At 57.9% G+C, this 13,089-nt stretch carries 11 protein-coding genes; 6 read left to right on the forward strand and 5 right to left on the reverse strand.

Translation table 11 applies throughout. The features are described 5' to 3' along the window. Nucleotides 1–124: 124 nt before the first annotated feature. The 5 genes from P0X85_RS14475 to P0X85_RS14495 form a co-directional block, all read right to left on the reverse strand. Nucleotides 125–1,639, reverse strand: a complete 1,515-nt coding sequence (locus P0X85_RS14475; RefSeq protein ID WP_275814920.1) for a sugar ABC transporter ATP-binding protein — start codon at nt 1,637–1,639, stop codon at nt 125–127. Beyond that, nucleotides 1,636–2,637, reverse strand: coding sequence for an ABC transporter permease (locus tag P0X85_RS14480; protein ID WP_275814923.1), 1,002 nt, complete (start codon nt 2,635–2,637; stop codon nt 1,636–1,638). Before P0X85_RS14480 ends, P0X85_RS14475 begins: the two co-directional genes overlap by 4 nt. A 12-nt stretch (nt 2,638–2,649) precedes the next feature. Then, nucleotides 2,650–3,624: an ABC transporter permease gene (locus tag P0X85_RS14485; protein ID WP_275814925.1), complete on the reverse strand. Its 975-nt coding sequence runs from the start codon at nt 3,622–3,624 to the stop codon at nt 2,650–2,652. A 30-nt stretch (nt 3,625–3,654) separates the two neighbouring features. Next, nucleotides 3,655–4,452, reverse strand: a complete 798-nt coding sequence (locus P0X85_RS14490) for an SDR family oxidoreductase (RefSeq protein ID WP_275814928.1) — start codon at nt 4,450–4,452, stop codon at nt 3,655–3,657. An 80-nt stretch (nt 4,453–4,532) separates the two neighbouring features. Beyond that, nucleotides 4,533–5,486, reverse strand: coding sequence for a sugar ABC transporter substrate-binding protein (locus P0X85_RS14495; protein WP_275814931.1), 954 nt, complete (start codon nt 5,484–5,486; stop codon nt 4,533–4,535). 366 nt (nt 5,487–5,852) lie between these two features. On the opposite strand from P0X85_RS14495, the gene P0X85_RS14500 reads away from it, so the two are divergent. From P0X85_RS14500 to P0X85_RS14525, 6 genes are all read left to right on the forward strand, one after another. Continuing rightward, on the forward strand, nt 5,853–7,541 hold the full coding sequence (locus tag P0X85_RS14500; RefSeq protein WP_275814988.1) for an extracellular solute-binding protein: 1,689 nt from the start codon (nt 5,853–5,855) through the stop codon (nt 7,539–7,541). 17 nt (nt 7,542–7,558) lie between these two features. Further along, the gene (locus tag P0X85_RS14505) at nt 7,559–8,368 is read left to right on the forward strand and encodes an SDR family NAD(P)-dependent oxidoreductase (protein ID WP_275814934.1); all 810 of its coding nucleotides are present in this window, start codon (nt 7,559–7,561) and stop codon (nt 8,366–8,368) included. Between the two features lie 71 nt (nt 8,369–8,439). Then, a complete protein-coding gene (locus P0X85_RS14510; RefSeq protein ID WP_275814937.1) occupies nt 8,440–9,738 on the forward strand; it encodes a M24 family metallopeptidase in 1,299 nt (432 codons plus the stop codon). Between the two features lie 60 nt (nt 9,739–9,798). Further along, nucleotides 9,799–10,800 (forward strand): thiamine pyrophosphate-dependent dehydrogenase E1 component subunit alpha, encoded by a 1,002-nt coding sequence (locus P0X85_RS14515; RefSeq protein WP_275814940.1) that lies wholly within the window; start codon nt 9,799–9,801, stop codon nt 10,798–10,800. 12 nt (nt 10,801–10,812) lie between these two features. Further along, nucleotides 10,813–11,808, forward strand: coding sequence for an alpha-ketoacid dehydrogenase subunit beta (locus P0X85_RS14520; protein ID WP_275814943.1), 996 nt, complete (start codon nt 10,813–10,815; stop codon nt 11,806–11,808). Continuing rightward, nucleotides 11,798–13,081, forward strand: coding sequence for a biotin/lipoyl-containing protein (locus tag P0X85_RS14525; protein WP_275814946.1), 1,284 nt, complete (start codon nt 11,798–11,800; stop codon nt 13,079–13,081). The genes P0X85_RS14520 and P0X85_RS14525 overlap by 11 nt, the downstream gene beginning before the upstream one ends. Nucleotides 13,082–13,089: the final 8 nt, after the last annotated feature.

Below are 13,089 nucleotides of genomic sequence, written 5' to 3' on the forward strand. Positions count from 1 at the left end.
CCATACACCTCGATGGCCACCTGAGATTACACCGAAGACGGCGCTGAATTTACACCACGTCCGTGGACGCTACCGACGCGAAGGCGTCTAGGAAACTAGGGGCTATTCACCCCGGCAAAGCAATTCATGCGACAAGTTCGTCTCCTTTCAGCCCCGATATCGCCTGAATCAGATTATCCTCGGTGACCTCATCCGAGGTAAAAGTGCGCATGATCCGCCCGGAATACATCGCAACAATCCGGTCCGAGACATGCAGCACTTCAGGCATTTCGGAAGAGATCACGATCACGGCATATCCCTGCGCGGCAAGATCGCGGATCAGGTTATGGATCTCAGACTTCGAGCCCACGTCGATCCCCCGCGTCGGCTCGTCCACGATCAGGACATTCGGATGCATGGACAGCCATTTGCCGATTACGATCTTCTGCTGGTTCCCTCCAGACAGATTGCCCACAAGCTGTTTCCAACCCGGCGTCCGGATGTCCAGCCGATCACGATACTGGTCAAAGATCGCGACCTCCGAACCCTCCGCCACAAATGGGCCTGCGGTCAGATCGTCGATCTGCGGCAGTGTCATATTGTCACGACAGTTCATTCCAAGGACCAAGCCCTGCCCCTTACGGTCCTCCGGCACCAATGAGATGCCCTTTGCGATCGCATCAGCGGGCGAATGTATCCGAACCTCGTTCCCATCAAGGAAAATCGCTCCGGAACTCGGGTCACGCAATCCAAACAGAGTTTCGGCTATTTCGGTGCGGCCTGCACCGACCAAGCCGTAGAACCCCACCACTTCGCCGCGGCGCACCTGAAAGCTGATATTCTTGAACAAGGAACCGCATGACAGGTCGCGCACCTCCAAGGCAACCTCACCCAGTTCATGAGTTCGCTCTGTCCGGCTAAGGTCAAGCTTACGTCCAATCATCAGTTGCGTGACGGCTTCCTCATTCGTCTCGGCGGTATTGACCGTGCCGCGATAGCTACCATCGCGAAGAACGCTGATCCGGTCGGTAATCTTGAAGATTTCTTCCATCCGGTGCGAGATGTAGATAATTCCGACGCCTTGCGACTGAAGATCCGAGATCACATCGAACAACACCACCTTTTCGGCATCGGTCAGCGAAGCGGTCGGCTCATCAAAGATCACGGCCTTCGCGTCAACCGTCAAAGCGCGGGCAATCTCGACCATCTGCTGGTTCGCGATCGAGAGATCTCCGACGCGTGTCTTCGCATCGAAAGTTACGCGCAGCTTGTCCAGGATCGCGTTGGTCTGCGCATAGAGCCTGTCCCAGTCAACCAGACCAAAGCGCTTCCGCGGCAACTCGCCGAGATAGATATTCTCAGCCACCGAAAGCTCTTCGGCGAGGCTCAACTCTTGGTGGATAAAAACAATACCCTTTGCCTTCGCCTCTAGCGGTGACGACATAACGACCGGCGTTTCATCGACGATAATCTGGCCTTCGTCGGGCTGATAAATCCCGCCAAGCACCTTCATCAGCGTGGATTTTCCGGCGCCGTTTTCCCCCATCAGCGCATGAACTTCGCCCGGCTGCACGGTCAAGGACACCCCATCAAGCGCCCGGACACCCGGAAAGGTTTTGACGATATTCTCAAGACGGAGGACGGGTTGCTTCTCGATCATACCTTCAACTCCTCTTTGCCCTTGATATTGAGCTGGCGATCCAGGAACAGGACGGCAATCAGGATCAGCCCGATCACCAGATTAACGGTCTCCGTATCCGCCCCAATATGGGCTAATCCCTTGCGCAGGAGCTGAATGGCAAGCACCCCACCGAAGGTCGAGACGATAGACCCCGCCCCGCCGGTCAGCTTGGTGCCGCCCAGAACCACCGCCGTGATCACCCACAGTTCGTAAAGCTCGCCATCATTGGGATTGACTGAGCCGCTTTCAGAGTAGAACACCACCGCTGACAGCGCCGCCAGAAAGCCGATAATCACGAAGTTGATCATCATATGCGGACCAACGCGGATACCGGCATTGATTGCGGCGGTGCGGTTGTCACCGATGGCATAGGCATTACGCCCGTGCACCGTGCGGTTCATCAGAAGCCAGATCAGCGCCGTCACGATCAGCAGAAACCAAGTGGCCGTATGCAGCCCCAGGAACTGGGCCTCGGCGAAATCAACAAGCGTCCAGTTCAGATGGCTGGTCGGCTGCTCGCCGTTATACATGAATACCAGGCCCCGGTATCCAAGCATTGAACCAAGCGTTACGATGAAGGCGTCCACGCCTGTTTTCCAGACGATGAGCCCGTTCAGTGCGCCCAACAAAATCCCCGTCAAGAGAGCCAGCCCCCATGAGATCGGAATAACCCAGTCACCCAGCCCAGCGAAGACAGGCCAAGTCATGCTATCCAGAAGGACAATCGCGCTGATCGCATAGGTCGCACCGACGCTCAGGTCGATATTGCCGTTGACCATGATGATCGTCATCCCCATCGCGATAATGCCGATCGGCGCGGACTGTTTGAACAGCAAGAGCATATTGTCGACATCCATGAAGGCCTTGTCGCTCAGGCTCAGAAACTCACCCGCTACGGTAAAGAAAATCAGCTCCAGCACGATAAAGCCCCAGATGGCTCCGCGCTTGAGAAAAGAGGAAAGGGTTCCGGCTTGCATTGTCTTTCCTCCTTAGGCGATCGTGGACCAAAGCTTGCCGCGCTTGGCTGCGACATCGAGCCAGACAGCAAGAATGATGATGACCCAAGTCACGACGAACTGAACGTAGAATTGCAGGCCGACCAACAGCAGACCGTTTTGGATGAAGCCAAGGATCAGGACGCCAATCACCGTTTTGAAGATGGTGCCCGACCCGCCCAGAAGCGACGCGCCACCGAGGATCACCGCGGCAAGAACTTCAAGCTCAAGCCCCTGCCCGACAGTGTTTTGCGAGCCGAGTGACCTGCTGGCCTGAATTAGACCGGCAGTCGCCACACAGAAGGAACTAATGATATAGCATGCAAAAACGATCCGGGCGCGACGGATACCTGAGAAGGTCGCCGCCGTTCCGTTGCCTCCTACGGCATAGACTTTGCGCCCGTATGGCGTCTTGGAAAGAACCAGTCCGAAGAGAGACGCCAGAAGCACAAAAAGCAGGATCGGGACGGGAATTCCAAGCAGTTCGCCCTGACCGAAAACTCCAAACCAAGTTCCTTCCTTATCGGCGATATCCATGTTCTTGCCGCCAGAATAGGTCAGCGTCAGGCCATGGATGGCCGAGAGCATTCCCAGCGTCACAATAAGAGAGTTGAGCCTCAGATACCCCACCAGAAACCCGATGAATGCCCCCAGACACAAAGTCATCGCAAACATCGCAGGGATTGCCAGCGCCGGGCCAATTTTGTCATGCAGATCAAGAACAACGATTGTCGAAAACGACATCATCGACCCGACCGACAGATCTAGATTGCCGCTGATCACCACAAAGGTGACGCCCAGCGCAATCACGCCCAGAATGGCCGACGAGCGAACGACCCCCATCACGTTATCCGGGGCCAGAAACCTCGCATTGGCGAGGGTGAACCCTATGATAAACAGAGCAAAGGCGACAAGAATACCCTGTCGAGCCAAGAAACCGCCAATGTCCGATTTTGTCAGCCCTGCCATGGCTTCCTCCCTAATTCGCTCCTATGCCGCTCAAACGAGCGTCATACCGCCGTCGATCATTACGATCTGACCGGTCATGTAATCGCTGTCTTTCGACGCCAAGAAGGTCGTCGTTCCCGTGATGTCGTGCGGAGTAGCCACCCGCCCCTTGAGAATTTCAGACGAAAACTCTTCCATCGCCTGGCCAGGCCTCTCAGCGGCGCCGATCTCCATCAGGTCCTTATCGACTTGCTCCCACATCTCGGTCGCCACAACACCCGGCGCAAATCCGGTGACTGTGATATTGTGCTTAGCCAGATCGCGCGCGCCAGACTGCGTCAACGACACAACACCCCATTTCGATGCACAATAGGGGGCGACATTGTCAAACCCCTGCCGGCTGGCAACTGAGGCCGTGTTGATAATTTTGCCGGGCGTTCCCTGACGAATAAACTGCTTCGCGGCTTCTTGCATGCCGATCAGGCAGCCCAGCCCGTTCACGTCCATGATGAAGCGCCAGTTATCCTCGGTGACATCCAGGAAATTCATTGGTTTGTTGACGCCGGCATTGTTGAACTTGACGTCCAGCTTACCAAACTCAGCGACTGCGTGATCTATCATCGCGCGCACCTGCGCACGATTGGTCACATCTACCGCTGCATATGTCACTTTTCCGCCGTAACGGGATGCGCGCGCCTGGTTAGCCTCGGAAACCGCCGCGACCTTTTCCTCATTGATATCTGCAAAGCAGACATCAGCGCCCTCTTCCAAAAGAGCTTCGCCAATTGCGCGCCCGATCCCTTGAGCAGCGCCGGTGACAATACAAGAACGACCGCTGACACGCGTCATCCTTACCTCCTGAACATATTATAACGGAGAAATGAAATCCGGGTGCGGGTCACGCCGCACCCGGAAGCCAGCCAATACTCTTAGAACACCGGCTTGGTGAAATCGCCCATGTTGTCTTGGGTGATCTTCGGCGTATCGAAGTAGTTCAGGAACGGAACTTCTTTGCCGCTGAGCACGTCAATCGCCGTCTGCAGCGCTGCTTCCGCGTCATCGACCGGCGACTGGTAGATCGAGCCCCAGTATTCGCCACGCTCCATTGCCTCGTAGCCAACGGCAAAGTTGGTTGCGCCGACAAAGATGATGCCATCACGGCCAGCGGCCTTGGCCGCGTTCAACGCACCGACCCCCATGTTATCGTCACCGGCATAGACTCCATCGATATCGTCATACTTGACGAGGAAGGCTTCCATCACCTTTTGCGATTTCTCACGGTTCCAGTCTCCCGGCTGAGTTTCAACCAGGTTAACGTTCGGACAAACCTCCGGCAGACGGTCGTCAAAACCCTTCTGGCGCTCGATAGCGGTCGTGTAGCCGGGCTGACCGGAGATTTGCACAACACGCGCTTCATTCTCGATGCCCATGGCCTTGAACTTGTCACACATGATCTCGGCCGCGCGCGAACCTTGCGTGATGTTATCGGGGCCCGAGAACGATGCAACGAAGGGGAAACCCTCTTCAGCGATGTTCGAGTTGGTGACAATCACCGGGATACCAGCCTTTTGGGCCTTGCGCACAGCAGGGATCACGGCCTCACCGTTGGTCGGCCAGATGATGATGGCGTCGACTTCCTGCTGGATCAGATCTTCCATCTGGGCGATCTGGCGCGCGACATCGCCGCCGGCGTCAAGAACGACGGCTTCGACATCGCTATTGGCTTGGGCAGCGGCAATAAACGCTTTTTCATACGTGGTCTGATAGCTGTCCACGCCAACATTGTTCTGCGTGATACCGATTGTCCAAGCCTGAGCTGATGCCGCAGCGGCAAGCGTCAGAACTGAGACGGTCGTCGCAGCAAGTGCATTCCGAAATTCCATAAGCTTCTCCTCCCATGTGGTCCACGTTACCTTTGCTCCCTGTCGTCCTATCCTCCTAGGCAGGGTGCAATCATCCGTGTGGCGGACGACTGACGACAAACTGCCCACCCCGCCTCTTTAGCGCACCGCTCAAATTGTCCAATTTGAGGATTTCAGCATCCATTTTGGGTTTTTTCACAGTATTGTTGATCAGCCATTTTGAACATTTTGACGAGGAGGCACGCCATGCCCACCAAGGATTCGTCCAATATCACCACCTCTATCAAGCGATCTACTGTCAAAGTTAAGAAGGCCAGGTATCGTCCCGTGAACGCAATTAAAGGATATAAAGAGACCCTTTTGGTTTCGCATAGCGCGAAAACCGAAATGTCCCATATTGTATCCTTTTTGGATGATTTCAGTAACGAACTGGAGGGGGCTACCGAACTATTCGCGCCATCCCCTTACTTTCGGATGGTCCTGCATCTGATGCACGGCCATCTTGAGGCCAAGACTGTAACACCGACATCGCTGATCGGTGCGAGCCACGTTCCTTACGCCACCGCAAGCCGCCGCCTCAAAGAGATGGTGGATGCCGGGCTGATTGAACAACGTCCCAGAACCCCAACGGGGAAGAGCTTCTCGATGCACCCAAGCGAAAGCTTGCTGGAGCAATGGGTTCGGCTTTCGGATCGGATTAAGCGGCTGGCAGAACGTGATTTCGGCAACAAGAGCAGCAGCCAGGATGACAAGGACTACTTCTACGGCGGTTCGTATCTGAGCGCCCAGTCCGTCCCGCCGCTCAAAGTTCTTCCTACCCCGCTGAAAATGCCAGGTGGCGTGCGCGTGCTTGTGCATGGCGATCCGACCTTCATGGTCATGGAAAACCTCAAGCGGAAGTTTGAACACGCCCTTGGCACGCAGATCAATCAGCGCGCCTTCTCGATTGATCGCCTGCGCGAAGAAGCTAAGCGCAATGCCGAACGCAAGGTAAGCCGATACGACATCATCGCGCTGGACCTGCCATGGGTCGGGGAATTCGCCGCACGAGGAATGCTGCTCCCTCTCGACGAAGTGATGGACATCGCGCGCCTTGATCCGTCTGATTTCCACACTGCGGGCTGGAAAGCGGCGCATTGGGCTGGGCGGCCCTACGGGGTTCCGGCGCAAACCACGCCAGAGCTTCTGTTCTATCGCAAAGATCTATTCTCACAGGCCGGCCTCGAGCCCCCGGCAACCACGGATGAGCTTTTGCGCGCGGCCGCGACCCTGCACGACCCTAAACGCAGCCGTTATGGCATCGCGTGGAATGCAGCGCGAGGCACAGCCCTGGGGCACACTGTCCTGATGACCATGGCCGATTTCGGGCAGCCAATTCTGAACTTACCGGAAATCGCTGGCGGGTTTGAGACTGATCACCTGGCGGATCGCGACTACTGGCCGACAATCGACACCAAAGCAGGCTTGCGCGCAGCGGAATACCTGATGGACCTGCTGAAATTCTCTCCACCCGACATTCTGTCGATGTCTTGGTATGAGCGTATCCGCCCCTATGCGGCTGGCAATGTCGCCATGGCTTACGGTTATACACTTCTGGCACCGTATTTCGAGTTAGACGCAACCTGTCCCGCACATGGACAGACGGGCTATCTACCGCACCCGGCCGGCCCCGGCGCAACTCCGGTCGCGCCTGTCGGTGGCTACGTCATGGGCATTCCCTCGAATCTCCCGCCAGAGCGCCTCGAGGCCGCGATCGAAGCGCTGCGGGTCTTCACCTCGCCCGAGGCACAGAAGCTTTATGTCCAAAATGGCAGCCGGACCAATCCCCGTTATTCCGTTGGATCGGATCCGGAATTGCGCCGCACCTCTCCGATTTTCGAAGCGGTCGACGCGATGTCTTGGCGAGACGAGCTGCAATTCTGGCCGCGCCCGCCCGTGCCCGAGATCGCCGATATCATTCAGATATGCGGCGAGGAATTTCACGACATGCTGCGCGGCATTGTGACCCCGCGCGAGGCTTTGCGCCAGGCCCAGGCACGGGCCGAGGCGTTGATACGACACAACAGGACAAGTTGACTTAGGAGGAACGCCACATGGACCCAAATCGCCTGAACGGAAAAAATATTCTCATCACCGGTGCCGCCCGCGGCATGGGGGCTGCAAACGCCGAAGCCTTCGCGGCTCAAGGTGCCAATGTCTGCATTGGCGATCTGGATCTCGACACAGCCAAGGAAGTTGCAGACCGTATCAACGCGGCCGGCAATGGCAAGGCTATCGCGGTCAAAATGGATGTCACCAAGCGCGAAGATAACGCGGCTGCCGTTGCGGCGACTGTCGAAGCCTTTGGCAACATCAACGTGGCGCTTTTCAACGCCGGTCTGAACAAGCCCCGCTTCTTCATGGATATTGATGAAGACAACTGGGACATGATCATGAACGTCAACACCAAGGCAATGTGGCTGGGCATGCAAGAGGCTGCGCGCCAGATGATCGCCCAAGGTCCGATGGCGGATCACCCCTACAAAATCATCAATGTCGGTTCGATCGCGTCGCGTAAACCGCTCGTCGATGTGACCGTGTATTGCACCTCGAAATATGGCTGCCTGGCGCTCACCCATTGTGGCGCGATCGGTCTGGCAGAGCATAACATCACCGTCAACGGCTACGCACCCGGCGTGGTTGTGACCCCGCTTTGGGAGCAACTCGACAAGGATCTCGTCGACATCGGCTTCAAAGAGCGTGAAGGCCAAGCCTATGACGACATCGTCCGTGATGCGCTTCAGATCAAGCGGGTATCCTATCCGAAAGACATCGTCGGCACCGCATCGTTCCTTGCCAGCGACGACAGTGACTACATGACGGGTCAAATGATCCACATCGATGGCGGCTGGTGCATCCAGTAACCCGATAAACGTCTAACCAACTGTAATTAAATCAGAACGAGCACCACTTTGCGTGCCCGAAGGAGAGAGCTATGTCTCGCGCACTTACACCGAACGTCCTGATGCCTCAGGATCTTGAACCACATTGGCAGTGGGAAGGCCGCCTTCCCGCATGGGGCCACAGCTCGGTTGATTTCGAACGCCGCATCGACCACGACCGCTTGCGCCGTTACCGCCTGAGCCGGACCCGAGAAGCCCTGAAGAAAAGCAGCGCGGGTTCACTGTTGCTCTTTGATGTCAACAACATCCGCTATGTCACCGCCACCAAGATCGGTGAGTGGGAACGCGACAAGATGTGCCGCTTTGCGTTGCTGACCGGCGACGATGCTCCCCACGTTTGGGACTTTGGCTCGGCTGCCGTGCACCACCGCAAATACTCGGACTGGCTTGTGCCGGACAATTGTCATGCTGGTGTTGTCGGGATGCGCGGCACGATCCCGCCAAGCTTTGGCCTGATGAAGAAATACGCTGAAGAAATCGCCGGGCTGATTGCAGATGCCGGTATGAAAGGCATGCCCGTTGGCGTCGACTATGCGGAAACCGCGATGTTCGAAGCCCTGAAAGAAGCCGGCCTGAATGTTGTCGATGGTCAGCAAATCATGCTTTCGGCGCGCGAAATCAAGAACTGGGACGAGATCCAGCTTCTGACGCAGGCGGCCAGCATGGTCGATGGCGTCTACCACATGATCTATGAAGAGCTGAAACCCGGCGTGCGCGAAAACGAGATCGTCGCGATGTCGAACAAGCTGCTTTATGAATGGGGCTCGGACGACGTTGAGGCGATCAACGCGATTTCCGGCGAGCGCTGCAACCCGCACCCGCATAACTTCACCGACCGTATGTTCCGTCCGGGCGATCAGGCGTTCTTCGATATTCTGCAATCCTATCAGGGCTATCGCACCTGCTATTACCGGACCTTCAACATCGGCAAATCGACCCCTTCGCAGGTCGATGCCTATGTGAAGGCCCGCGAATGGATCGACGCCTCGATCGCTGCGATCAAACCGGGGGTCACCACCGATCAGGTTGCCAAGCTGTGGCCCAAAGCCGAAGAATTCGGCTTCCCGGATGAGCTCTCGGCATTTGGTCTCCAATTTGGTCACGGCCTGGGCCTTGCCCTGCATGAGCGCCCGATCATCAGCCGTGCGGTCAGCCTCGACAACCCGATGGAAATTCAGACCGGCATGGTGTTCGCGCTCGAAACCTACTGCCCTGCCTCGGATGGCTATTCAGCGGCACGGATCGAGGAAGAAGTCGTCGTGACCGATACCGGTTGCGAGGTGATCTCGCTGTTCCCCGCAGAGGAACTGCCGATCGCCAACCGCTACTAACCCCTCCCGGAACTGCCCGGTCAGCAATGGCCGGGCACCTTTTTTCAAAAGAGATCGCCGATGAGCCCCGCAAAGAAGAAAACCAACACCGAGGACTATCTGCGCATGTATCGCCAGATGGTTCGCATCCGCTCCTTCGAGGACAACGCCAACCAGCTTTACCTGTCCGCCAAGATGCCCGGCCTGACGCATATGTATTCGGGTGAAGAGGCCGTGGCAGTCGGCATCTGTGAAGCCCTGACCGACAATGACCGCATCACCTCCACGCACCGCGGGCACGGCCACTGTGTCGCGAAAGGTGCCGAGTTCAAAGAAATGTTCTGCGAACTGCTCGGCAAGGAAGAAGGCTATTGCCGCGGCAAGGGTGGCTCAATGCATATTGCCGACCAAAGCCACGGCAACCTTGGTGCGAACGCAATTGTTGGCGGCTCGATGGGGATCGCGACGGGGGCCGCCCTGACATCGAAATATCTTGGCCGCGATGATGTCGCCGTCTGTTTCTTTGGCGACGGCGCAACGGCTCAGGGGCTTATGTATGAGGCCATGAACATGGCCGCGCTGTGGAAGCTTCCGGTCATCTATGCCTGCGAAAACAACGGCTATTCCGAATACACGAAAACCGAAGAGATCGCCGCCGGTTCGATCATCGCGCGCGCCCAAGCCTTCGGGATCGAGGCGCATCAGGTTGACGGCCAGGACGTCCTGGCGGTGAACGCCCTGGCGCAGCGCCTTGTTGACCGCGCGCGCAAGGGAGAAGGCCCGTTCTTCATCGAACTGATGACCTACCGCTACCACGGCCACCACGTAGGCGACATCAACCGCGAATACTATCGTTCGAAAGAAGAAGAGCGCGACTGGAAAGAAAACCGTGACCCGATCATCCGGTTCCGGTCGTGGCTGGTTGAGGAAGGCCTGGCGTCGGAAGCCGAGATCGAGGCGATCAATGCCGAGGTCAAAAAAGACGCGGCCGAGGCCGTCGAATACGCCTTGAACGCAAAATATCCCGACCCGTCCGAGGTGGACATGCACGTGTTCACCGACGTGAAACACGCTCTGGCCTGAGGAGAACACATCATGCGAAATATAACCCTGTCGCAGGCCGTCAATGAAGCGCTGGCCGAAGAAATGCGCCGCGACGAAACGGTCTTTATCCTCGGCGAGGATGTCGCCGAAGCCGGGACGCCGTTCAAGGTTCTCTCCGGACTGGTCGAGGAATTCGGCACCGACCGTGTGATCGATACGCCGATTTCCGAACCCGGCTTTATGGGGATCGCAGTTGGCGCGGCCATGACCGGCACCCGCCCTGTAGTGGATCTGATGTTTGGCGACTTCATCTTCCTGATCATGGATCAGCTCTGCAATCAGGCCGCCAAGACGCATTACATGTCGGGCGGCAAGCTGAACGTGCCGCTAGTCGTGCGCACCAACTTGGGCGCCACCCGCCGTTCTGCCGCGCAGCACTCTCAATCTCTTCATGCGCTGGTCGCGCATATTCCGGGGCTCAAGGTCGCGCTTCCCTCTTCGGCATATGAGGCCAAGGGGCTTATGAAAACTGCGATTCGAGACAACAACCCTGTCGTCATCTTCGAAGACAAGCTGATGTATAACGACAAGGCTCCCGTGCCCGAAGAGGAATACCTGATCCCCTTTGGCGTTGCGAATATCAAGCGTGAAGGCAGCGACATCACCTTGATCGCCACGTCCTCAATGGTGCAGGTCTGCGAAGCCGCCGCCGACATTTTGGCCGCGGAAGGTATCAGCGCCGAAGTCATCGACCCACGCACGATCGTGCCACTTGATGAAGAGGCCCTGCTTAAATCTGCACGCAAGACGAGCCGTGTCATTGTCGTTGACGAAGGCCATCAGAGCTATGGCATCACTGGCGAGATCGCCAGCCGTATCAATGAGAAGGCCTTCTATCATCTGGATGCGCCGGTTCTGCGCATGGGGGCGATGGATGTGCCGGTGCCGTTTACCCCGGCGCTCGAAGACCTGACCGTGCCGACAGCCGATGCCGTTGCTGCAAATGCGCGCAAGCTTGTAAGCGGGGAGATGATCCATGCCGCATGAGGTGATCATGCCCGCGCTCGGCATGGCGCAGGACACCGGCCTTCTGGTCGCCTGGCTGAAAGCGCCAGGCGATGCAGTTGCGGTCGGTGACGTGCTTTTCGAGGTGGAAACCGACAAATCGACGATGGAGGTCGAGGCTCAAGCGGACGGCTTTCTGACTGACGTCTCCGCGAAGGCCGGAGAGGACATTCCTGTCGGTCAGGTGATCGCCATGATCTCGCAGACCCCGGACGTGACAGCCTCCGCCCCGGCGAGCGCGGCGCCCCCGGCGGCGGCCTCGGACATTCCAGAGGGCCAGATCGTCATCATGCCCGCACTTGGTATGGCTCAGGACACCGGCCTCATCGTCGCATGGCACAAGGCGCCGGGCGATGCGGTTACCCCAAGCGACATCCTGTTCGAGGTCGAAACCGACAAATCGACAATGGAAGTTGAGGCTGGCTTCGAAGGATTTGTCGCGGCCCTTCTGGCCGAGGCCGGAGAGGAAGCCCCCGTCGGCGAAACGATCGCAGTGATTTCCACCGCGAAGCCCGCAAACCCGGTCCAACGCAGCCGCGCCAAAGGCACGCCTGCCCCCGCGCCTGCGACGCCCGCAGCTTCCACAGCGTCCAAGCCCGCGACCCCTGCCACCCCGGCAAAATCAAAACCGACCCCCGCGCAACCCGTTGCCACCGATGGCCGTATCCTTGCGTCCCCCAAGGCGCGTCGTCTTGCGCTGGAACAAGGGCTGGATCTGTCCCGGCTGATCGCGGCAGGCCACCCTCAGCCCTATCGCGTCAGTGATCTAGAGGTTCTCAAGGCGCTACCAACGGCCACCCCTGCTGGCGCGGCGATTGCGGCCTCTCGTCACCTCGTCGCGCATATTGCCAGCGATGGTTTCGCCGAGTTCGCCCGTTGGGCGGCTGATGCAGCCGGTCAAAAAGATCCGGGCGCACTGCTTGCGGGGCTGGTTGCCGGTAGCAGCGGTAAAGCGCACGTTGTGGCCGTGGAACGCTTCGGTCAAATCCAGACTTACACGGCCAGCGCGAACCTGCGCGCCGCAGCCCTGAGCGACGATGCGCCGGAACTGTTGATCCGCGACCTGCGTGGCTCGCGCATCGCAACCGTTCGAATGGGGGCGGAAACGACACCGGTCCTGACCATCGCTTCCGCACCAGAGGGCTTCACGATCACGCTTGAATGCGCCGAGCATCAGCTTGGCGCCTCCGAGGCCATCACCCTTCTGTCCAATTTCGCAGGCCGGATGGAGCAGCCGCTCCGCCACCTGCTCTGACCATGGAG

It is taken from the genome of Pseudothioclava nitratireducens (genome assembly GCF_029210495.1).
Taxonomy (GTDB): Bacteria; Pseudomonadota; Alphaproteobacteria; order Rhodobacterales; family Rhodobacteraceae; genus Pseudothioclava; species Pseudothioclava nitratireducens.